Raw genomic sequence first — 22,786 nt, 5'->3', positions numbered from 1 at the left:
CAAAGCGTCTCCGTTAAACCGTTTGCAGATTTTTGATCATCAGCCACTCGGACCGCGTAATCGATTTGCTGAGTGCGAGAAAAGCCAGATAAACGCCTGCGCCGACAACCAAATTACCAAGCGCCGGAAGCAAGCCGCCGGTCAACACGAGGATCATCAGCAGTGCGCCGAGGCTGGGCCGCCAGAGATGGCAGGCCATTGAGAATCGAAAGAGCCGTCGATATACGGACAACCACTCGATGACCATAAAAACGGCTGCGCCTGCAAGGTAGGCAGCCGCAGCAGCTGCCGGTCCCAGGTACGGCGCGGCGAGCGTCACCACTGCAGCGGCCGTCGCGGCTGCCGCCGCATTGGCAGCCAAATCGTGTTTTTGCAGGTTGCCGCTCAAAAGGGCGGCGGAAAAAATCGGCACCAAGCTGAACGGTACGAGCAGCCAGGCAAGAAGCTTGAGCACCAAAGCGGCGGCCGCCAGATATTGACCGTAGAGGAGCCGAATGATCTGCTCGGCGCCGAAGGAAATCATTGCCGAAAGCGCAACGGTCACAATGAACATGTATTTGAGCGACCTCACGAACAGGAAGCGAAAGTGCCGAGGTTTGGCGGCAAGCATTTTCGAGGCCGTGGGCAAAATAGCCTGCCCGTAGGCGTTTGGAATGCAGAGAGTCAAATCCACCACCTTGTGCGCTGCATTATAAATGCCGGCCGCCGCTTCACCGCAAAGCTTGGTCAACAGCAGCGTCGGGGCCGTCCAAAAGAGGCTGTTGCTGATGTTGATTAGTGAAAAAGAAGGAATCATGCTCACTAGAGAGCGTAGGGTCGGCGCATCCAACCGCCATTCCGGCTTGACCAACCGGCGCACATACGGCAAAAGAATGATCGTCGGTAAAACCTTGCTGAGGGCAATGATCACGGCAATCGTCCGCACATCAGCGCCGAGCTGCAGCGCCGCCAAGCCGAAGACAGTCTTGAAAAGGCTTTCTCCGGTATAGGCGAGGGATACTTTCGGCAGCTGTTCGGCGGCGTAGAGCAGCGAGCGACCGGCAAAAAAGGTGGAAGCCGGCACTAATGCCGCCGCAAGGGCAATGGAAGCAAAGATCGTATCCGGCTGCGGTCGCATGACCAGCACCAAGCCGATCATCCCCAACGCTGAAACCAGCGACGTCACGCCGAAAAGCATGAGGCTGTGACTATAATACAGACCGGCTTTTTGGGGCGAACGCGCCGCTTCGCGCACGACGACGTTCGTCAGTCCCAAATGGCAAAAGTTATTGAACAGGTTGAAAAGCGACAGAGCAAAAGCCAGTGAACCGAGCGCCGAGGCGCCGAGGGTTCTCGCCGTCATCATCCAAAAGAGAAAGGTGCCGCCGCGGTTGATGAATTCCGCTGCCGAACGGGCGCCGGTGTTAAAAACCAATCGTCGCGCGACGCTCATCGTCCGCACCTCCCCTTGAATTCTGATCCATGCGCAGCATCGCTTCCACCAGAGCCAGCAGTCCCCAAAAGGTCAGCAGCAAGGTGTAGCACTCTTTGTAGCTCTTGTCCGTCAACGCTTCAAACAGGTAGGCCAGGAAAGCGGCAACGATTCCGATGGCCGTTGCGGCAAGAAACGGATCGTGCAAACGTACCGCGCGCCACATGCGTTTTCCTGCTGCAGCCAGCAGCATCACATAAGCCGCTAAACCAACCAGACCCAGTTCGACGGCGTAAATTAAATAGTTGTTGTGAACCGGCGCTTTGCGGGTAAAGACATCCTCTGCCAGCCAATACTCGTCCAAAAGCGTACCATAATTGTTGATCCCGCAGCCGAAAACGGGATAGTCTTTGAGAATGGCCAAGGCAACCTTTGACGTGGTGATTCGCGTCTGAGCGGAGCCGTTATCAGGGCCGAACAGACGATCGACGATTGGACGATAAAAGATGATAAAAAGCGCCAATCCGATCAGGCAAAAGACGCCGATGCGGCCGGCCGCGCGCATCGTAAACAGGCGACGCCGTATAAGTAGGAAAAGGATCGCGGCTATCGAAATCGCAAGGCCGATCCAGGCGCTGCGCGTCATGGTAGCGAGAATGCCGAGGACGCCGATCAACGAGGCGAGCAGGGCCAGGCGATAGATACCGCTGCGGCGTTCGGTCAACGCAATGACCATCGCCGGCGGCAGAATGAATCCCTGATACCGCGCCAAATGGTTGGGATTGCCGATGGTGCCGCCGGAGCGGTAATAGGTTTCGAGATATTCTTTGGATTCGATCAGCTCTTTCGAGACGCCCAGCTTGGCTGCAGCCAGCCATTTGACGGTTTGCGGATATAAAGTCATCAGGTTGGCCAAGACCGTTTCGAGGATCAAGGCGATAAAAAGGCCCGCAAGAACGAACTGCAAATCTCTGCGGCTGCGAATGTGATCTGACAAGAGCCAGAAAAAAAGAATGGCTTTGATCAGATTCAGCAGATCAAAGCTGCTCCACAGCAGATCGGCCGCGCGCAGCATCGACAACAGATAAGCCGTAAGGAGCGCCAAGGAGGGCAGCAGAAGGACCGGAAAAGCCGTCTGTCTGTCGCGGCGACGATTCTGCAGCAAAGTCGCGACAAGCAGCAGGACCATTAAAATGTCGGTCAGGCTCAAAATGAGGCCGTCGGCGCCGCCAGGGCTGGGCCGCCGCAGAAAGGTGTAATCGATATTTAAAGGTACAACGATCATCAAGACGGCGATCAAGACGCGTCGGCGTTCAGGACAGAGGACAAAGGCAACCAAAGCTGCGGCGCCGATCGCCGTAAACAACAGCAGCCATATGGAAAAGCGGCTGAGAAGCACCATGAGGCCGATCAAGCCGATTAAAGCGGCTGCCGTCATCGTCTGCAGGCCGAGCCTTTGCCCTGGAATCGTCTGTGCCGTAATCATGAAATCTTCTCCCTACAACAAGCGGCGATAGAGACCGTCGGGTATGTCCAGTTTGCGCCGGTTGAGCGTGACTCCGAGGAGGTTGGCTTGAGCGGCGGTTAAGCGCTGTTTCGCGCGCTGCGCGCTTTCCCAACGCGTCAAACCGGCGCGCACGACAATGATCACGCCGTCCACGGCCGCGGCAAGCGTCAAGGCCTCCACACGCGTCAGCACTGCCGGCGAGTTAAAGACCACATACTGAAACTCCGCCCGCCACGTCTCCAGAAGCTGAGCGAACGCATCGCTGCTCAACAGCTCGACCGGATTGACGCGCGGCTTGCCTGCAGTCAGTACCCAGAGGTTGCTGTCCGTTACCGGTCGTGCCGATTCGCGCCAATCACCCTGAGTTTCGATCAATTCGGCCAAGCCGTTTTCCACGCTTACGCCGAAAAAGCGATGAATGGACGGAGTCGCCATGTCGGCATCGACAAGCAGCACGCCCTGTTTTTCTTTAGGTCGAACAAACGGCGAATCGGTCTGCTTTTGCCAATCGGAGAACAGATCGCCGCTTACAGGAGGCTGCGACGTCAGGCGACGAAAGTCCTGGGTAAAGATTTGATCGCATTCGCTCTTGTCCCAAAGCCGTTCCATGGCGCCGCCGGAGGTCTGCTTTTCCTTCAAGCGTGAAAGGATGCCGCCGCCGAGCAAAAAGGAAAGGTAGGTGGCGATGGTCGCCGATCCTTCATGGGCAGTCGTATCGGCGATGGAAAGCACCTGGACGTTCTGCCGAAGATTGAGAATGCGGATATGCTCCCGCAAATCGTAAAAGTCGCTGGTTATTTCGCGCGGCATGGACAGAACAAAGAGACCGCCGTTGATCTCTTGTCGAACGGCCGTTGCCGTACGCGGGCGACCTTCGGCTTCGTGAAGAATTTCATGAACATAGCTCATCCTAGTGACCTCCTATTCAAATAACCGAGAGGAGCTCGGTCAAATCGACGGCGTCGAAAAGATCCTTCTTTTCCCAAATGATGCTCTTTCGCGGTTTAACCGTCGGTGCAGCGTCTCGCGGGGCAGCAGTACGAATCGGCGGCTCGGCTGCTTTGGGAATAACGGCACTTTTCGGGGGCATCGGCTTGGAGGCCTTTGAACGCGGCGCCATGATGACGCCCCTCTGCAGCAGCTCGTCGATCAAGGCTTCCTCTATGCGCGGCCGGTGCTCTGTTGCCGCCACGGTCATCGCCGCGTCGCACATCTGGTTGATGATCCGCGGAATGCCTTCCGACAGCCGACCGATGCGCTGCATCGCTTCCCGAGTAAACCAGGACACATCCTTTGCGCCCGCAGCAGCCAGGCGATGGCAGATGTAAGCCGCGGATTCTTCCGGCGTCAGGCGCGCCAAGTTGACTTGACAGGCGATCCGCTGCCTGAGCTGAATCATTTCCGGCTGTTTGAGATAGACATCGAGCTGCGGCTGTCCGGAGAGAATGATCTGCAGCAGCTTGTGCGATTTGGTCTCCAAATTGGAGAGAAGACGAATCTCTTCGAGCGCCTCGGGTGAAAGATTCTGCGCCTCATCGACGATCAACAAAGAGATGCGCCCGTTATTATGCTCCCGCACCAGAAAGGTGTACAGCTCAATCAGCAGGTCAGCCTTGTCCTTGCCGGTGGGAATGAGACCGAAATCGCGGCAGATGAAACGCAGCAGCTCGGTCGGATTCAAGGTGGTATTGAACACCCAGGCGAAATTGACTTGGGAGTTCAAACCCTCGAGCAGGGTGCGGATAATCGTGCTCTTGCCCAACCCTGGCTCCGCCACCACGGCGCAGATGCCGCGGCGCAAGCTGACGGCTGCCGTCAACCGCTCCAACGCTTCGTGATGCGAGGCGCTGCGAAAGAGAAAGCGCGGATCCGGCGTGTTGGCAAAGGGCTCTTGTTTGAGGTTAAAGTACTTGAGAACCATGATTATCCTCTCATTCGTTCAGATTGGCAGAGAATACCGCCGCTTCAGGGACGCGAAAGCGGGTGGTCGGACTAAAAAGTTCCTCCACCGTCGTGTTGAAAATCTCGGCGGCTTTGCTTTTGAACTGTTCGGTCGGTTCGATGCGGCCGTTCTCCACCATGGACAAATAGGTGGACGAACAGCCCAACAGAATCGCCAGTTCGTATTGCTTGATGCCGCTTTCCCAGCGCTTGATTTTCAGCTGATTGCGCATGACCCTAACTCCTCTTTGACTTTATTGATAAACTTTTGTTGCCGGTTCGGCAAGCGGCCGTTTGGTCGGCGGATGCAGAGCAGCGATGCGCGGATCGTCGGAGACCACGGCGATCAGCGTCAAACCGGTAGCCGCTTCTGCATCATCGACCGAGTAAATCGACCGGTCAAGGTGTTCAATTGCAATGACCCACGCAAATCCGACACATAACCCGCAGGCGACAAAGAGGGCCAACAGCACGACGATGCTCCGACCGCAGGGGGCTGTGGGCAGATTTCCCCAATCAACCACCTGCACCTGCACCAAGTACTCTTTTTTGTCGGCGGCCAAACGCGCCTCCTCACGGTGGCGAAGCAGCGCGGCATAGACCTGCTTCAGCTCGTCGATGCCGATCGTCCGTCTGCCGAGCTCATATTCCTTGCGCGACAAGTCGGAAATTTTTCCGGCCAGCTCGCTCATGCTGCGCGTCAGTTCACTTTCCTGAGCTTTGAGCATGCGGACCGCCGTCTGTTCGGCTTCGATCATTGAGGCAATTTGCCGTTGAATTTCCCTCTCGGTGTTCTGAATATCCTGCAGAACCGCCTGAACCTCCGGGTGCTTTTCAGTGTACTTGAGCCGCAGTGTGTTGCGGCGATTCTGCAGCTGCAGCAGGTTTTGACGCAATTGATTCAAATGCTCGGCCGGACCCCATTCGCCGTCGGAGAGCGAAACAACGGCCGACTCGTTGCCGTTTTGCCCCTGCTCCTCCAGCGCCCGCAGGCGAGATTCGCGTGCGATCCGCTGCGCCCGTACGCGCGTCAACTCCCGATCAAAATCCGCCATCGAGGCAAAAAGGATATCCGACTGCCGATCGGGCAACAGCACCGCTTCGGCGTTGCGAAACTGCAGTCCGTTGTATTCGAGGCTGTCGATGGTACTCTTGAGCCTGGCAATTTGACGATCGAAAAACTCGAATGCCCGCTCGTCGCGGCTGAGCCGCGGCCGTTGCTGCTGATATTGCCGGATGACGCAGTCGACCACCTCTTTTGCCGTATAAGGATCGTCGGCGCGAAAGGTGATGATCAACACATTGGTGTCCTTTTCGCGTTCGACCTTCAGCTCGCGCAGCAGACGCTCCACTTGCCGAGTTCTTTCATCGGCGCTGTCCCTTTGCTTTTTAGTCGATCCCAAATCAATCTCCTCGACCACTTTTTCAAGGGTAGAACGGCTCTTGATAAGCGAAATTTCGGTGCTTACCGGATCGTAGGACGAACGTCCGCTCGGCGCACCGATCTGCTTTTCATAGTCGTCGACATGATTGACCAGCACCTTGGCGGAGCTTTCGTATTCCGGCTTTTGCAGGGCATAGTAGAACAGGCAACCGAGAACGGCCGCCGCCAGCCACACCAGAATGACCTTCCCTCTGTGCCTCATCATCGTCAAAAGGGCGGAAAACGTTAACGGTCGATCGAGAGCATCTTCCGCAATCATATTTCTGTAGAGGCTATTTTCCATCAAAAGCCCGTTGATAGTAAACGGCTCGGCTGTAGACGTCGAGCGGCGTAAGGACGATGCGATAGAACTGGCTTGCCCAGGCGTCGACGTCGGCAATAAAAGTTTTTGGAACATAGACAAGATCGAATGCCTGCAGCGCCAGATCGTTTGCGGCAAGCCTGGCGGCGTTATTGTTCAGCGTCAGATCGAGACGCGAAGCCGTAACGCCGTTCTGCTCGTCGCGGCGAAGCAGCATGACGCTGTTCATTTTTGCGCCGTTCGTCGGGCCGCCTGCCGCGGCAATCGCCCTCAACACCGACATGCCCCGCACCAGCTCGTAGCCTCCCGGCTGCTGTACCTGTCCCATAACGTACACACGCCTGCCGCCGGCACTGCGCAGAAAAACAGTGACCTCCGGGTCGACCAGAATGTCCGCATACGCCTGGGTGATCAGGTCGTCCAACTTGCTGATCGTCATGCCGACAACGCGCAGATCTCCAAGTCGCTGCAGACTGATCTTGCCGTCCGGCCGAACCTGGACGATCTCGTTGTATTCGCTGTTGTTAAAGAACTTGATCTCCAATTCGTCGCCGTAACCGATACGATAGTCCTCTTCGATGACCGGCGTGGTCAGTGACTGACGGGCCGCCGGTTTCGGCGCTTCATGCACCTCTTCCGCCTCTTCGCGCACCTGGATTTGCGGATTGATGGCGCACGAAAGAAACGCCATCATCGCAACTGCCCAGAGTCTGCTCCGCATCATGTCCTCTTGATTAAAAAATTATTTAGTAAAAATCTTCAAAAAAGGGGTCGGCGCCATCTCAACCGACCCCGAAAGCCTTACTTGGTCAATGCCATCTTTTTCGTTTCGGCAAACTCGTTGACGCGAATCGAGTAAAAATAGAGCCCGCTGGGAACACGCATTCCATTGCCGTCGAGTCCGTTCCATTCCACCGAGTATTGACCGGCGACGCGTTCCTCGTTCACCAGCTCTTTCACCAATTGACCGCGCAGGTTGTACACGCTCAGCTGTACGCGACCCGGCTCCTTCAAATTAAAGGTGATGGTTGTGGAAGGATTGAAGGGATTCGGGTAATTTTGCTCCAAAGAGTAGTACTTGGGAGCGGCAATCGTTTCCACACGTTTCGGACCGTAGAAGCGCATCGTGCCGTCGACCGCCACATCGGCCAGCCAGTAGTACCACACCTCGCCGTCCTTGTCGATCGGCTCTTCCCAAGAATAGTCCTGCCGCGTAGCGCTGTTGATCGCACCTTTGATCATCTCTTTATTGGCGCGGATCTTTTGGCCCGTGGGCGACTGACTCTTGAAAATGTGAAAGCCGAGGTTTTGCGATTCCGACTGGGTCGTCCAGGTAATGATCACCCGGCCGGCAACCGCCGCCACGTTAAAGGCCGAAAGTTCAACCGGATGCGTTTCTCCGTTCAAATACTTGTAAATGGCGAACGGTGCAAAGTCATGCGATTCGAATTCATCGGCCGTTTGAATTTGATAGAGCTCAGAGTTGCCGTAGCTGTTGTTGATATTGGTCACCTGGGGGACATCCCACGCGCGCAAATACACAATGGCGCCCGGCTGGATGAGAGAATGAGAAAACAGCTTGTCGAATCGACCGTACGCATAGCCGGCCAAATAGCCGTGGCCGATGTAGGTGTCGCGGATAAACACATCGTCGCCGCCTGGGGCGCCGAGATTGGGGCCGTCGGCGTTCGGCGGATCAATCTTTCCGTTCGGTCCGACCCAAATCAACTGGACCAAATTGCCTTCTGCAGAGAACTGCTGATCCCATGCCTGGGTGATTCCGCCGGTGCAGCTCGCATTAAAGTCACCGGCCGTCGATGCCCCGCTCAACACCATCAGAGCGAGACAAGCGCAAATCCATCTATAGCGTTTCATGGTTTTTTCCTCCTCTACAGCTATTCTTTTTTATACATCGGATTGGGATAGGTCCACACCGTGTTCGACCGATCCCCTTTGATCCAAATGACGTAACCTCTTCCCGGCTGGAATTGGATGGATGATTCCTTTTTGCCGCTCTGATCCATCCAGGTGCCGTCCAATGGTCCGCCGGTTCCGTCGACCACCCAAGCGCTCACATAAGCGCTGTCAGCCCAGGCCCTGACAATATCCGAATTGCCGCTTCCCAAACCGCCTTTCACCACGCCGTCCTGGTAAAGCTCGGTATCCTTTAAGGAGACGACCGAAGGATAACAAGAGCCGACAAAGTTGAATCCTTTCGCTAATCGAATAACCCGATTGGAATCAACCGGAACTTTGCCCGTCAGCGTGACCAGGCTGTCCTGGTGACCCTTTTGAATCTTGACCCAAAAGGCGATGTTCGGATCGATCACCTGTTTAGACTCGAGACCTGTAGCGGCATCGACCCATTTGCCCTGCGGTGCAGCCGGACCTTTGTAATACCACACCGTATAGTATTGGTCGCCTTTCCACAGCCGCAGTTGATCGGCTTCGGGTGCGCCTTCGCCGCCGGTCAACTGATCGCCGAAAACCGCCTGAACCGTCGAATCGGCCGGGACGAGGGGCAAAGAGACCAAATTCAAACCGGTTTTCAGATTAAAACTGTAGGCGCCGACTCTTTCGAACTCATAGACCGGCTGCCCATTTTTCAGCGCGCGCACATAATAATAGCATTCCTTACCACTGCTTTCCTTGTAGTCCTGATCGAAATATTCTTTTTCCGCGCTGGTCAGCGTGGCGGCCAAAATCCCGTTAGGCTCGTAGGGTTTGTCCACTTTGTAGACCTGGTAACTCTGCGCTTCGGCGATCGGCGTCCATACCAGCTTGATGCCGTTGGGCTGATAGAGCGCTACCAGGATCGGTTTTCCGGGCACTCCGCTCACCTCCTGCGAGGGACCGCTGAGATTGCCGGCAAAGTCATACGCTTTGACGACAAAATAATAAGTCTGGCCGTCAGTCAGGTTCTCGGCCACAAACACGGTCTGGTTGCCGACATCCTTTTCCACCGTGTATTTGCCGGATTCCGTACCGTAATAAACTTTGTATCCGGCAAGGTCTTCTTCTTTGTTGGGATTCCATGTAGCGATGAGGCTGCCGCTGAAAGATTCAGAGGCGAAAAAGAAGAGAACCGTTGCCAAGACCCAACCGAGCCAAACCTTCTTTTTCTGCAACCGTAACGCTGCAGCCGATCCGGCATTCTTCATAAACAACCTCCTTTTGAAAATCCTCATTCTGCTCTCCACAAGCGACTGTTCGGGAAGAATGCCGATGAGACAAGGACGTTTGCGCATTTGTCCGCACGATCATTCTCCCAGGCGACCCGGCCGGTCGAATAGAGATGACTTGGCGAGTCCTATCGACCAGCTTTTGATTTCACTCAGCCCCTTTAAAGCCAAGTCTATGCCAAACGGTATGTGTCCATTGAGAAGCTTGGTCCACATTATTTCAGGCCAATCATTATTTATTAATAATTAAAATCTTATAACCCGGCTCAAAAACCGATATGCACTCATGAGGAAAGCACATCGACCATGGAAGCACCCGTTTCACCTGCCTTTTGTCCCTGTTGGTCAACACTTCTTCAGCAGAAAAAGAGGAGAAGGGGACAGTTGTTAAAAAAACTGCCTTCCGAGGGGGGAAGGCAGTCATTGGAAGGAGGAAAGTAATGTCTTGAGATGTTTTGAATTGACAACAGAAGTGGAAATGCGTAAATTTTTGCGTCGCCGGAGTCTGTTCTCCTGAGCGACCCGGGCCGCCGGTGCAGGATGACTTGGCGAGTCGACCGGCGGCCTTAATTCATAATTGCCGGGCAGCTGAGGGAAGAGCTTTTTTCGATCAGTCGTTCTGCGGCCGTAATGATCGCCTCGGTTTCCGAAGGGGTGACCGGTTTGTAAGCCTGATAGCTGACCCCCAGTTCAGCCGCCATTTTACGAATGCGCAAATTCAGATCGTCGGTGATGAGAATGATCGGCAACCGCGGCCGCAGGCGGCGAATCAACGGCAAAATTTCGATGCCGATCACTCCTGCCAAATCAAGATCCAAAATTAAAAGATCCACTTCCTGGTCGAGAATTTCTGAAAGAATGCGCAACCCCCTTTGCACCAGTCGAACCTCATATGCGGCGGAGGCCAGATGCGTGTTCAGATTTGCGAAAATCTGATGATCCAAGGTGCCGATAACTATCGTCTTCGCCCTTTCCATGATCGTTCCTCAGAATGGTTCGTTGAATCTCTGTGTACGCGATGCCTTTTTCAATTATCATGCCGGCATCATCTGCACGCCGGCTATCGTTATCTGCTTTGTTTCTTATGCAATTAAAACGATTCCTCTTCCGGCCGCAAGCCTTGGTTGTGGCGCCGATGCCACTCAAATGCCGCAAAACGGTTAATGCAATCCACACAAGCGGTTCCGGAAAATGATGCAAGCGTTCATGAAAAGGACAAAAAAAATCCCGCAGGATGCGGGATTATTAAAGTTATAGCAGATCGGCCGACTTATTTATTTCGGATCTCGATGTTCAGATCCTCCAGCATGCGATAGATGGACTTGCGGTTCAAACCTGCTTCTGCAGCGACTTTGCTGATGTTGTTGTTGTGCTTTTTCAGCAACTCTTCCAGATACTGCCGCTCAAAATTGCGGATCAACTGCTCTTTTGCGGTTTTAAAGTCGAGATTCTCCGAGGTATCGACGATCACCTTGCGCTGGGCGGGTCGCAAAAAGGCCGGCAGATCTTCAACACGAATCTCAGGCGTGGTGGCTACGGCAACAGCACTTTCCACGGCATTGCGCAACTGACGCACGTTTCCCGGCCAATTGTACTCCTGCAGCACCATCAGCGCTTCCGGCGTAAACTTTTCCACTTCTACCAGACCCTGGCTGCGGAATTTCTTGAGAAAATGGTAGGCCAAAATGGGCACATCTTCGCGGCGCTCGCGCAACGGCGGCACTTCGATGCTGACGACGTTGAGCCGATAAAAGAGATCGGAGCGCAACTTGCCCTCTTCGATCAGCTGCTGGGGGTCGCGGTTAGTGGCGCTGACGATGCGCACGTCGATGTCCCGCTCCTTCACGCTGCCGATGCGCCGCACTTTGCGCTCCTCCAGCACCCGCAGCAGCTTGGGCTGCAGTTCGATCGGTACTTCGCCGATTTCGTCCAAAAAGATGGTTCCTTTATCGGCGGCCTCGAAAAGCCCCGGCTTGTCGGTGGTGGCGTTGGTAAACGCGCCTTTGACATGGCCAAAGAGTTCCCCTTCCAAGAGGCTTTCCGGCAACGCGCTGATGACCACCGGCACAAACGATTCGCTCGCGCGCCGGCTGTAATGGTGAATACCGCGGGCAATGACCTCTTTGCCTGTGCCGGTTTCGCCGATGATCATGACGTTCGCCTGGGTCTGCGCAATCCGCTTGACGTTTTCGAACAGCTCGAGCATCACTCGGCTGACGGCGACGGCGCCGAAGAATGTGCTCTCCTGCTCCAGATTGAGCTGGCTTTTGAGCAGCCGATTTTCCTTGACGACGCGGGCAAATTTGAACGCCCGTTCCACCGGCACCAGAATGTCGTGATGAGTTTGAATCACTTTCGGGATGAAATCGAACGCGCCCTTGATAAACGCTTCGCGCGTCACCGCCACATCGCCGTAAGCGGTATAGAGCAGTACAACCACCTCGGGGTCGATGGCCTTGGCCTGTTCCAACACTTCTATGCCCGACTTTTCCTTTTCCATACGCAGATCGGTAATGACCACCATTGGCCGCTCTTTCTGCAGCAAAACCATGCCTTCCGCAGCGCTTTTTGCGGTGATGCAATGGTAGTTGGAACGTTTCAACAGCTCGCCGATTGACTTGAGCACCTGCTCCTGGTCGTCGATGATCAATATTTTTTCCTGCTGCATAGACAAATGACCCTTCTCCTCCTTAGATTTTCGCAATCGGCAGAGAGATGATGACTGCCGTACCCTTGTCCGAATTTGCAGTGATTTCGATATTTCCGTTGTGGCTGGAAATAATGCCGTAACAAACCGTTAATCCCAATCCCTGGTGTCCCTCCTTGGTCGTGTAGAAAGGTTCGAAAACCGCCATTCGCTCGCTTTCTGGGATGGCGTTTCCCGTATCGGATACAGTAATGTTGATGAAATCGGTAAACTGCGGATCTTTTCCGGTTGTTATCGTCAGGACGCCTTCATAGTTCATCGCCTCGACGGCATTACGGCAGATGTTGATCAGCGCCTGTTCCAGCGTCACTTCGTTGCCCAAAATGCGCGGCAGATCTTCGGCGCACTCTAACCGATAATCGATCGGTTTGGAAGCGTACAAGAGCCGCATCAAATGCACCGTATTTTCCACAATACGGTTCGGCTGGATCAGCTTGAAATTCTGTTCCGAATTGCCGGCAAAAGCGGCCAGGGAATTGGTGACCAAAGCGATTTGATAAATTTGCTCCTGCACCGCTTTGAGCTCCTGCTGCAGCCGCTTCGGCTCCATCCGCGTAAAGTCTTCCATGAGCAAACCGCCCAGAGAATTCAGCACCGCGGCAATCGGATTGTTCATGCTGTGGACAATCTGCGTCGCCAATCTGCCGACGATCTTCATCCGCTCCCGCAGCACCTGATGCTGTTCGAAGCGTCTGGCAACAGTCACGTCGCGAATGGTCAACACCACACCGAAGATGTGCTCGTTTTCCACCTTCGGGGCGGCTTCGATATCCAATGAGATGCGGCTGCCGTCGTGCCGACCCTCGTAAATGAAATTGCCTGTCCGACCCTTTTCCAACGCCTCGCGGCAAAGCTGCCTGACCGTTTCGTCCCAAATGGGACCAAGCACGTCGGATAGTTTTCCCCCCGGCGCAGGCGCACGACCGAGCTCTTTATATGCAAAGAGTCCGCCGCTCCATTCGCGGATGCGCAGCTCCTGATCGACTACCAGCTCCTGGAACTCGTTGAGTTCCTGAGGCGTCATGAATTCCCTCCGGCCGCCGCAGATACAGCGGCGCTATACTCAAACGAATTACGCCCTCTGCAGCCTGGGCAGCCTAATGATGATCTCCGATCGTCCGTTCTCTTTGCGAGAGAAGGTCAACGACCCGTTATGGTTCAGCACCACTCCGTATGCCGTAAGAAAGCCGAGACGGTTTTTGATGAGAGGCTCTTTGCCCGAAACAAATTCGTTCATCAACGTCCCGACATCGACAAAGCCGTCAAGCGGCGAGTTGACTTGAATAACGATTGCCAGTACATTCTGTTCGTCCAAAGGGTGGGCAGAGATGCGCAGGCGACCGTTTTCTCCGGCCATATTCAACAGGCTGCGGAACAAATCGACCAGCGCTTTCTCCAGATGCGTTTCGATCCCCATGATCGTCGGCAGCGCCTCGTTCGGCGCCACGATGATGTCGTTATATGGATGTGGACGACTGAGCAGCGCGGCAGCGGCGGCGCGAGTGATCAGCTTGCCCAAGTCGATCTCTTCCACTTTTTCCGGCCGATAAGGCTTGAGCGCTTCCAAAGTTTCCAGCGCGCAAACCATCTCGTTGATCTTGCCCTGCAGCTTTTCGACATATTCCAACAACTCGAACATGCCGTCGAGACTGGTAACGCTGATCATGTCGCTCTTTAAAAATTCGATATCGGTGGACATGGGGGCAAGATAATTGCGAAAGTCGTGGGCAATCTTGGCCGCGAATCGGCTCAGCAGATGCATTTTTTCTCGATGCAGCAGGTCGGAATGAATGTCCTGCATCCTGCTTTTCGTGCGGCTGAGCAGGAGCAAAGCATCCGGCTTGCCCGCCAACGGCAGGCGAATGAACGTATACTCTACGGCTTCTCCGCCGTAGGCAAGGGGATGAAGGAAGGAAAAACTTTCCCGACGGCGGTCGCCGGCAAACCTTTCCAAAAGAGAACGCACCTGCGGCTGATTATAGAAAGGCAGGACGGAAAAGAGAAGGTGCCCCACACCGCTCTGTAATCCCGATGGCATCAGCGCTTTGGCGGCGCTGTTCATGAACAAAATGGTGAATTTTCCGTCCACCAAGACCGCGCGCACCGGCTCGGCATCCGGCATCGGCTTGATGGTCGGCATAGGTTCCCGGCCTTGCCCGCCGGCATGCGGTTCCAGCGTGGAGAGCGCCGCGGCCGTATGCTCATCGATGCAGTCCACGATCACCGCCGAAACGCCGTCGCCGTTGATGACCGGCGTCGCTTTTACTCGGCGTTTCAATCGAATCGGATCCATCAGCTCTTCCTGTAGGGGCGCGCGCCTGGCAATGGAACGTTGAACCGGGCAGTTTTTGCAGGGCTGATCTTTATGAAAAAAAATCTGATAACAAGTCTTCCCGACCAGTTGTGCTTCGCTTTCCGCGCCGAGCGTCTCGCGCAATCTCCGACTGGTCTTGCGAATGACGTAACGCCCGTCGATGATAAAGATGTTTTCTCCAACCTCAACCATGATTTTTGCTTCGGCGCCGGTTCCCGTGCGGAAAAGGACTTTTTGAGCGGATTATTTTGTTCACCAGATGCAACGATCGAATGATCATTCGATCATGAATATAAGCAGGTTGTCCAGTCAAAGCAACACTTATTTTATTACCGGGAAAAGTTTTTGTATTGGAAAAATCTCGCCGATCCGTTACTTTATTTTCGACATCCCCTGCAGAAGAAATGGTAAAAAGACATCACATACCTCTGCGCACTTGCGTCGGCTGCAGGCAAAAGCGGCCGAAGCGGGAACTCATCCGCTTTGTATGCGGCGGCAACGGAGAGCTGATTTTCGATCTGCGCCAGATTCTACCCGGCCGCGGCGGCTATCTATGCGCCGACAATAGGTGTCTGCAGCTGGCGATCAAATCGCGGGCCTTTAGTCGCCCTCTAAAAGCGACAGTTCGATTTGACGCCGAAAGGCTAAAAGAGGAGTTTGCAACGTGTCTGATCCGGAAAACAAAATAAGAACGCTCATCGGCTTTGCGCGCAAGGCGGGCAAGCTGGCAATCGGTAAAACCGCCGTCGAAACGGCATACCATCGCAACAAACTGCAATTGATCATTTTGACGGAGGACGCCTCGGAAAGACATCTGCGTTTTTTGGAACGGGACATCGAAAACGTCCGCGCATTTCGCTTTGGAACCAAGGATATGATGGGACAGTTGCTGGGACGCAGTGAAGCGGCAATCCTGGGTATTACCGATGCAAATTTTGCCCGTTCCTTGTGCAAATTCCTGTCAAAAGAGATTCCGACGGGAAAGCGCATAGAGGAGCGGAAGCCCAAGCCCGAAACAGGCGATGAGCTGCCCCGCTCCCACCATGCCGATGCTCAACCCAAGCGGCGTCTCGGTAAGCAAATGAAGGTAATACCCGACCGCCAGAGCATTCAAAACGACCGGCGGCAGCGGCGCCAGCCACGGTTTTCCGAACCGCCGAAGATAAAACGTCAGCAGCGCGGCCACTAAGGTAACGGCGCTGCCGCCGAAAATATCGATCGGTCCATAGCCGCCCCAAATGTTCGCCGCCATGCAGCCGAAATACAGGCCGGGGATGGCTTCGGGATACAGATAAGGCAGCACCGTCAGCGCCTCGGCGATGCGCACCTGCATGGGACCGTAGCTGAACGGCGCCAACAGAACTGTGGTCGCCGCGTAGAGCGCCGCAATAATCGCAGATAGCGTCACTATTCGGGTCATGGGTTTTTTATGCAGGATCTTTTGCAGAACGTTCATTGGGCCACCTACAAGTTGGAAGAGTTTTTCGGCGAACCGCAACGCGATACTTCGTGCAATCCGCTCGACAGTTTGATTCTCACCATACTATCGCAAAACACCAACGATGCCAACCGCGACCTCGCCTATGCCCGACTGCGCGAGCGGTTTCCCGACTGGAACCAACTGGCCGCAGCGCCGCTCGCCGAAATCGCCGCCGCCATCCGCCCCGCCGGTCTCGGCAACCAAAAGGCGCAAACCCTCAAAAGCGTACTGCAGTGGCTGCTCGAAACTTACGGCAGTCTGAATCTGGACTTTCTCTGCAGCCTGCCGCCCGAAGAGGCGCAAAGGCTGTTTACGGCGCGCAAAGGCATCGGCATCAAGACCATCAGCGTCGTTCTCATGGCCTGCTGCGGCGCCGACGTTTTTCCGGTCGACACTCATGTGCACCGCATCTGCAGGCGCCTCGGCTGGGTGCCGCCTAACGCCTCGGCAGAGAAAACGCATCATCTCATGCAGCCGCTGGTGCCCAAAGGCAAGGCCTATTCGCTGCACATGAACCTGTTGAAACTGGGACGTTCCCTCTGTAAAGCGCAAAAACCGCGCTGCCGGGATTGTCCCTTGGCCGAACTCTGTCCTTCCGCCGGCACCTTTTAAGGCTGCCAACGAAAGCGCGACAAATCCGTGCAGCCGCGTTCGTCGAAAACGATGCCTTCTTTTTCGAGCAGCAGTCGCTGCAGATCGGCGCTGTGTTCCATGCAGTCGATGCTCGGGCGTCCGGCGGCATTGATCACCCGCCACCACGGCACATCGCTGTCATGCGGCAGAGCGTGCAATGCCCAACCGACGGTGCGCGCGGCGCGCGGATGTCCGAGCATGGCGGCGATTTGGCCGTAGGTAGCCACCCGCCCCGCCGGTATGCGGCGGACGAGCCGGTACACGGCGTTGAAAAAGCCGTTTGCATTTTCGCACGACACCGAACAATTTAAGAATTGAGCAGTTCACTTGCAACCCTTCGGCACTTTGCTGCCCATCGAGGTCATTATGAAGCGCTTTGCAATTCCTCTGTTTCTTTTCCTTCCCTGCAGTATGGGACTAGGCCAAATTCTTACCTGGTCGCCGTACTTTGTCACCGTCGAAGACACGATCACCATCATTTACGACGCGACCCAAGGCAATGCCGGATTGGTCGGCGCCGCCGAGGTCTACGCCCATACCGGCGTGATCACGAGTCAAAGCGTGTCGCCCTCGGATTGGAAACATGTCAAGACGCAATGGGGACAAAACACCCCTGCTACTCGAATGACGCCGCTCGGCAACGATCGCTGGCGCATCCGGTTTCACATCCGCAGCTATTACGGCATCGCGCCGAACGAAACCGTGCTGCAGCTGGCCTTTGTCTTTCGCAGCGCCGACGCCAAGCAGGAGGGCAAAACGGAAGACGGCGGCGACATCTTTTTGCCGCTGGCCAAGCCGGGTCTCGATCTGGCTCTGCTTTCGCCCTTTGATTCGACCGGCTTTGTGCGCCTCGGCGACTCGCTGCAAATTCGGCTCGTCGCAAAAGAAGCGCAAGAAATCGAGCTGCTGCAGGACGGCCGGCTCAAGGCGCAGACAGCGGAAGATTCGTTAGTTTACACCTTCCTCGGCTCGGAGGTCGGGAAATACCGTTTTACGGCGAAGGCTCACGGCAATGGGGAAAAAGTCGTGTCCTTTACCTGCCTGGTCTACCATCCTGAACCGATCGATCTGCCGGCAGACGCCCGTGACGGCATCACCGACCTGGGCGACCGCATCCGGTTCGTTTTATTTGCCCCCCACCATTCGTTTGTCTATCTCATCGGCGATTTCAACGACTGGCAGGCCGAGCCCGACTACTTTATGCAGCCGACGCCCGACGGTCAAAGGTATTGGCTTGAACTGGACAATCTGCAATCCGGCGCTGAATACGGCTACCAGTTTTGGGTAGACGGACGCCGGCGCATCGCCGACCCGTACGCCGAAAAAATCCTCGATCCCATGCACGACTCCGGCATCAGCCGCAGCACCTTTGCTGACCTGAAGCCCTATCCGCACGGCAGGACGAGCGGCATCGTCTCGGTCCTGCAGCCGGGGAAAGCGGGCTTTGCTTGGCAAACGACCGCTTTCCAACGCCCGCCGGCCGAGCAGCTGGTCATTTACGAGCTGCTGGTGCGCGATTTTACGCAAGAACACAGTTTCGCCGGCGTCATCGAAAAATTGGACTATCTGCAGAATCTCGGCGTGAATGCGATCGAGCTCATGCCGGTCAACGAGTTCGAGGGCAACAGCAGCTGGGGCTACAATCCTTCTTTTCACTTTGCCGTCGACAAATATTACGGACCGGCGGAAGACCTCAAGCGCTTGGTCGACGAGGCGCATGCCCGCGGCATCGCCGTGATCCTCGATATGGTGCTCAATCACTGTTACGGCCAGTCGCCGCTGGTCAAGCTCTATTTAGGGCGACAGCACCTCAATCCCTGGCTCAACCCGGTTTCCCCTAATCCGGTCTACGCCTGGGGTTACGATTTCAACCACGAGTCGCCGGCCACGCAGGCCTATGTCGATCGGGTGTTGGCCTATTGGCTGAGCGACTATCACGTCGACGGCTTTCGCTTCGATTTCAGCAAGGGCTTTACCAACACGCCGGGGGACGGCTGGGCTTACGACGGCCGACGGATCGCGCTGCTGAAACGGCTGGCAGAAAACGTCCGCCTGATCGACCCGGACGTCTATTTGATCCTCGAACACTTTACCGACAACCGCGAAGAAAAAGAGCTGGCGGCGGCCGGGTTTCTGCTGTGGGGGAATCTCAACGCGCCGTTCAATGAGGCCACCATGGGCTGGCACGACGGCGGAAAATCCGATTTTTCCTCAGGACTCTATACCCGGCGCGGTTGGGATGCGCCGCGGCTGGTGGGCTATATGGAAAGTCACGACGAAGAGCGTCTGATGGTGAAAAACCTCCTCTACGGCAACCGCAGCGGCAGCTACAACGTCCGCCAACTCAGGACGGCGCTGCAGCGCGTCGAGGCGGCGGCGGCCTTTCTGCTGCTGATGCCGGGCCCCAAGATGATCTGGCAGTTCGGCGAACTGGGATATGACGTCAGCATCGACGCCAACGGCCGCACCGGCGAAAAGCCGATCCGCTGGAACTATTTCGACGTGCCCGAACGCCGCGCCCTTTACGATGCCTACGCATCCTTTATCCGGCTGAAAAAACGGCCGGAAATGATCAACCCGGCGGTCAAGTCGTCCTTCGCCGCCTCGTTCAAATGGATGAGCCTGACAAGCGACTCGCTCAACGTCGCCTTGGCCGCCAATTTCGATGTGATCCCGTTGGAGAAATCCATGCCGCTTGCCAAAAGCGGAAAATGGTACGACCTGAACGGCGACAGCCTGACCATCCGCAACACCGATACGCTTTTTGCCTTTTCCCCCGGTCAATATCGGTTGCTCCTCGACCGCAAAATCTTTCGAACAAATCCGTCCGGTATCGCCGGCCCCAAAGACACTGCCCAAATGCAGTTGCAGGCGGAAAGCCGCCCCAATCCGTTCAACAGCGAAACCGTCATCCGATTCGATCTGCCCGGCGACGCCGAGGTCAGGGTGACGATTTTCGATGCCCGCGGGCGCACGGTCAAAATGCTGCACCACGGCCCTCTGCCGTCCGGAATGCACCTGCTGGTTTGGGACGGCCGAACCGAAAACGATACGGCGGCGGCAAGCGGCGTCTATTTTTGCCGAATCGAGGCCGCGCAGACAACCAAGTGCATAAAATTGATTTGCATAAAATAAAGAAAAAACCTGGTCGCTAAGGTCAAACCTAATTTATGAACAAACAAGGGGGACAAAAACGAAATTCACGCCCAGCCTTTTTGCACCAGTTCCGTTCTTTGCGCCGGCTGCAGGCAATTGAGATATCCGATGCCGCGCGGACTGCGAGTTCCCGCTTTGCCGAGTCCAATTTTTCGATGCGCAAATCGGCTCGATTGCCGGAAGGCATGACCGGCTGCATCTGACGACGAACGGCGGCGAAACGTGGACTGAACAGTTGCAGGCCGCCCTTTCGGAAGACGTGCTGCAGGACATCCAATTTTTCGACCGCCGTGAGGGATATGCCGTCGGCTCGTCAGGTCTTGTGCTTCATACGCAGGATTCCGGCAAAACATGGAAGCGGGAGACCCCCGTGCCGTTAAATTGTTCTTGGTCCGATGTCCATTTCGTTGATCCATCCTGCGCTTGGGCGGTCGAAACGCACGGCCGTGTCGGCCGGTATTTCGATCCGGCCTTAGATCCTACGAGAGTATCCGAGCGAGAAACGCAGGAAGCAGCGGGCCTTTTCGGCGAGCCGCTGCAGATGCGTAATCCTGTCCGGGGTGCGGCCACGCTGATTTACTCGCTTCCGCATCCCGCAGCGGTTCATTTGGAAATCTATGACCTGTTGGGACGGCGAGTAAGGGCACTGGAATCCGGTATAAAAGGTGCGGGGACCTATTCAATTCTATGGAATCTCGAAGACGACCTTGCGCATCGAGTTCCTGCAGGCACCTACCTCTGCTGCCTGCGCCTTGACGGCAGACCTTTTGTCAAGAAACTGACGGTCATCAAATAAAAAAGGCGGCTTTAAAGGCCGCCTTCTTCTTGTTCAATCAAAAAGGTATTACAGCTTGAATCGATACCCGAGCTGCACCGCCCAGGTGTTCATGCCGAAGGAATCGCTTTCTTCGCCCGACTCGCTGTCCGAGGCTTTGCGGGAAACGATGTTATAGTTGAATTCAGCGTAAAAACCTTTCTTAAGCATCACGCCTGCACCGAGATTAAATCCCAAGGCGCTGTTAACATCTATGGTTTCTTTATGCTTTTCTCCTTCATAGCTGAGTTCAACCTCGGCATCGCCGAAATACATACCCAGCCCGCCTTTGACAAAGGGTTTGAGGTTGCCCTTACCCAAATAATAGCGTCCGAAAATTCCGACCAGGTTCTGCTTAAAGGTCGAGGTCATTTTCATGCCCCAGAATTCGCTTTCAAAGCCGTAACCCGGCAGCGCCAGATTGACCTCGCCGCCCACTTCGAGGTTGGGCATGGCCGCATAACCGACCGCAACCCCGAGAGGAATCGCCGAAGCCGATTCTTCCTGATCCTCAAAGGCCGAGTAGCTCAAGCCGGTAAACACATTGACCGCAACCTGCGAATAAAGCGGAAAGGCAACCATCAGAACAAGCGCCGGAAACAAAAAGAACTTTTTCATTTTTTCCTCCGTTGGGAAAATGAATAATGCAGTGAATTAGTGCGCGTTTCAACGTGTTTTAAGAGCGATTAATTCCCCAAAAATAAAGAAAAAAATAATTCTTTATTTTTGACTGAAAAAAATCGATGCATTTAGCCGTCGGAATGCCTATTTTTGCTGCCGAAAGCCCGTTTGAAAGAGAATCATGGAATCGATGACTGAATTGGGGCGATTTCTATTCGAATTCATGCGCGCCCACAAAGTTTTGCTGCTGGGTTTGATGGTTTTTTCGATCGTCGCCTTTTTCGGCACTCTGGCTTCCGTTCCGTTGCTGTTGATCCATCTGCCGGCAGACTATTTTTCGGCCAAACGCAGGAAAAGGCGTAACACAAAGCGTCATCCGGCCATCCGTATGCTTTTGATACTCCTAAAAAATTTGATCGGTTGGGTGGTGATTCTCGCCGGCATTGCCATGCTGGTGCTGCCCGGCCAGGGCATCCTGACGATCATTGCCGGTCTGATGCTGATCAATTTTCCCGGCAAATATGGTTTGGAACGCCGATTGATCTCTCGTCCCCCAGTCATAAAAGCGGTCAATGAACTGCGCGCCAAAGCCGGCAAACCGCCGTTGATCATTGAATCGGAGAAATAGATCACAACCAAGCCGTTTTTACTTTTCTGCAGTATTCGAAGAATTGGGCGGAAATGAAGCCGATCCGCGTTGAGTTATAGCCGCAAAAAAAAGAATTAGACGTCTTTAGATTCGCGACCAGAACTGGACATACGGGTGAAAGCATGGCGAAGAGAAAAGACAAAGCAGAAGCAGCCGGCGCCGTCGTCGGCTACGAGGCAATGCTCTGGCAGATGGCCGACGCGCTGCGCGGCAGCATGGACGCCGCCGAGTACAAGCACGTCGTGCTCGGTCTGATCTTCCTCAAGTACATCTCGGATGCCTTTGAGGAGCAGCACGCCAGGCTCGAAGCCGAGCGGGCGCAGGGCGCCGACTCCGAGGACCCGGACGAATACCGTGCGGTCAACATTTTCTGGGTACCGCCGGAGGCGCGCTGGTCGCGCCTCAAGGCCAACGCCCGTCAGACGGACATCGGCCGGCTGGTGGATGACGCCATGGCCGCCATCGAGCGCGACAACCCGGCGCTCAAGGGCGTGCTGCCCAAGGACTATGCCCGCCCGGCGCTCGACAAGACGCGCCTCGGCCAGCTCATCGACCTGATCAGCAACATCAAGGTCGGCGACGAGGCGAGCCGCGCCAAGGACGTCCTCGGCCGCGTGTACGAGTAC

22 protein-coding genes are annotated in these 22,786 nt (G+C 55.3%); 6 read left to right on the top strand and 16 right to left on the bottom strand.

What is annotated here, in order from left to right; genetic code table 11:
- Positions 1–13 precede the first annotated feature (13 nt).
- The 13 genes from ONB24_11060 to ONB24_11000 form a co-directional block, all read right to left on the bottom strand.
- Positions 14–1,432, bottom strand: coding sequence for an oligosaccharide flippase family protein (locus ONB24_11060; GenBank protein MDZ7316655.1), 1,419 nt, complete (start codon positions 1,430–1,432; stop codon positions 14–16).
- On the bottom strand, positions 1,404–2,897 hold the full coding sequence (locus ONB24_11055) for an O-antigen ligase family protein (GenBank protein ID MDZ7316654.1): 1,494 nt from the start codon (positions 2,895–2,897) through the stop codon (positions 1,404–1,406). The genes ONB24_11060 and ONB24_11055 overlap by 29 nt, the downstream gene beginning before the upstream one ends.
- A 12-nt stretch (positions 2,898–2,909) precedes the next feature.
- The gene (locus tag ONB24_11050; protein ID MDZ7316653.1) at positions 2,910–3,827 is read right to left on the bottom strand and encodes a CpsD/CapB family tyrosine-protein kinase; all 918 of its coding nucleotides are present in this window, start codon (positions 3,825–3,827) and stop codon (positions 2,910–2,912) included.
- Positions 3,828–3,843: 16 nt separating this feature from the next.
- Positions 3,844–4,839: an AAA family ATPase gene (locus tag ONB24_11045; GenBank protein ID MDZ7316652.1), complete on the bottom strand. Its 996-nt coding sequence runs from the start codon at positions 4,837–4,839 to the stop codon at positions 3,844–3,846.
- Between the two features lie 10 nt (positions 4,840–4,849).
- Positions 4,850–5,092, bottom strand: coding sequence for a helix-turn-helix transcriptional regulator (locus tag ONB24_11040; GenBank protein MDZ7316651.1), 243 nt, complete (start codon positions 5,090–5,092; stop codon positions 4,850–4,852).
- Positions 5,093–5,113: 21 nt separating this feature from the next.
- The gene (locus tag ONB24_11035; protein ID MDZ7316650.1) at positions 5,114–6,586 is read right to left on the bottom strand and encodes a Wzz/FepE/Etk N-terminal domain-containing protein; all 1,473 of its coding nucleotides are present in this window, start codon (positions 6,584–6,586) and stop codon (positions 5,114–5,116) included.
- The gene (locus tag ONB24_11030) at positions 6,576–7,328 is read right to left on the bottom strand and encodes a polysaccharide export protein (protein MDZ7316649.1); all 753 of its coding nucleotides are present in this window, start codon (positions 7,326–7,328) and stop codon (positions 6,576–6,578) included. The genes ONB24_11035 and ONB24_11030 overlap by 11 nt, the downstream gene beginning before the upstream one ends.
- Before the next feature lie 77 nt (positions 7,329–7,405).
- Entirely contained in the window at positions 7,406–8,479 is a 1,074-nt protein-coding gene (locus tag ONB24_11025) for a T9SS type A sorting domain-containing protein (protein MDZ7316648.1), read from the bottom strand.
- Positions 8,480–8,499: 20 nt separating this feature from the next.
- On the bottom strand, positions 8,500–9,765 hold the full coding sequence (locus ONB24_11020; GenBank protein MDZ7316647.1) for a fibronectin type III domain-containing protein: 1,266 nt from the start codon (positions 9,763–9,765) through the stop codon (positions 8,500–8,502).
- Positions 9,766–10,352: 587 nt separating this feature from the next.
- Positions 10,353–10,763: a response regulator gene (locus ONB24_11015; GenBank protein ID MDZ7316646.1), complete on the bottom strand. Its 411-nt coding sequence runs from the start codon at positions 10,761–10,763 to the stop codon at positions 10,353–10,355.
- A gap of 293 nt (positions 10,764–11,056) precedes the next feature.
- A complete protein-coding gene (locus ONB24_11010; GenBank protein ID MDZ7316645.1) occupies positions 11,057–12,454 on the bottom strand; it encodes a sigma-54 dependent transcriptional regulator in 1,398 nt (465 codons plus the stop codon).
- Between the two features lie 22 nt (positions 12,455–12,476).
- Complete coding sequence (locus tag ONB24_11005) at positions 12,477–13,517, bottom strand: ATP-binding protein (GenBank protein ID MDZ7316644.1); 1,041 nt, start codon at positions 13,515–13,517, stop codon at positions 12,477–12,479.
- 48 nt (positions 13,518–13,565) lie between these two features.
- Positions 13,566–14,999, bottom strand: coding sequence for a hypothetical protein (locus tag ONB24_11000; protein ID MDZ7316643.1), 1,434 nt, complete (start codon positions 14,997–14,999; stop codon positions 13,566–13,568).
- Between the two features lie 212 nt (positions 15,000–15,211).
- Here ONB24_11000 and ONB24_10995 point away from each other — a divergent pair, with 212 nt between their 5' ends.
- Positions 15,212–15,496 carry a YlxR family protein gene (locus ONB24_10995; GenBank protein MDZ7316642.1) on the top strand — a complete coding sequence of 95 codons (285 nt, stop codon included), beginning with the start codon at positions 15,212–15,214 and terminating at the stop codon, positions 15,494–15,496.
- Between the two features lie 272 nt (positions 15,497–15,768).
- Here ONB24_10995 and ONB24_10990 read toward each other — a convergent pair whose 3' ends face one another.
- Entirely contained in the window at positions 15,769–16,263 is a 495-nt protein-coding gene (locus ONB24_10990) for a QueT transporter family protein (protein MDZ7316641.1), read from the bottom strand.
- Here ONB24_10990 and ONB24_10985 point away from each other — a divergent pair.
- Positions 16,237–16,899: an endonuclease III gene (locus ONB24_10985; GenBank protein MDZ7316640.1), complete on the top strand. Its 663-nt coding sequence runs from the start codon at positions 16,237–16,239 to the stop codon at positions 16,897–16,899. The genes ONB24_10990 and ONB24_10985 overlap by 27 nt on opposite strands.
- Here ONB24_10985 and ONB24_10980 read toward each other — a convergent pair.
- Positions 16,896–17,219 (bottom strand): MGMT family protein, encoded by a 324-nt coding sequence (locus tag ONB24_10980; GenBank protein MDZ7316639.1) that lies wholly within the window; start codon positions 17,217–17,219, stop codon positions 16,896–16,898. The two genes, ONB24_10985 and ONB24_10980, sit on opposite strands and share 4 nt — an antisense overlap.
- A gap of 67 nt (positions 17,220–17,286) precedes the next feature.
- On the opposite strand from ONB24_10980, the gene ONB24_10975 reads away from it, so the two are divergent.
- A complete protein-coding gene (locus ONB24_10975) occupies positions 17,287–20,055 on the top strand; it encodes an alpha-amylase family glycosyl hydrolase (protein ID MDZ7316638.1) in 2,769 nt (922 codons plus the stop codon).
- A gap of 124 nt (positions 20,056–20,179) precedes the next feature.
- Positions 20,180–20,872 carry a YCF48-related protein gene (locus tag ONB24_10970; GenBank protein ID MDZ7316637.1) on the top strand — a complete coding sequence of 231 codons (693 nt, stop codon included), beginning with the start codon at positions 20,180–20,182 and terminating at the stop codon, positions 20,870–20,872.
- Between the two features lie 48 nt (positions 20,873–20,920).
- Here the strand turns inward: ONB24_10970 and ONB24_10965 are convergent, their stop codons facing one another.
- Entirely contained in the window at positions 20,921–21,508 is a 588-nt protein-coding gene (locus ONB24_10965) for a porin family protein (GenBank protein ID MDZ7316636.1), read from the bottom strand.
- 184 nt (positions 21,509–21,692) lie between these two features.
- On the opposite strand from ONB24_10965, the gene ONB24_10960 reads away from it, so the two are divergent.
- Both ONB24_10960 and ONB24_10955 read left to right on the top strand, forming a co-directional pair.
- Positions 21,693–22,139 carry a PGPGW domain-containing protein gene (locus tag ONB24_10960; protein ID MDZ7316635.1) on the top strand — a complete coding sequence of 149 codons (447 nt, stop codon included), beginning with the start codon at positions 21,693–21,695 and terminating at the stop codon, positions 22,137–22,139.
- Between the two features lie 143 nt (positions 22,140–22,282).
- Positions 22,283–22,786, top strand: a 504-nt coding sequence (locus ONB24_10955) for a type I restriction-modification system subunit M N-terminal domain-containing protein (GenBank protein ID MDZ7316634.1), incomplete at its 3' end; no start/stop codon positions are given.

It is taken from the genome of candidate division KSB1 bacterium (genome assembly GCA_034505495.1).
Taxonomy (GTDB): domain Bacteria; phylum Zhuqueibacterota; class Zhuqueibacteria; order Residuimicrobiales; family Krinioviventaceae; genus Fontimicrobium_A.
This window is presented reverse-complemented; position numbering and strand designations above follow the sequence as displayed.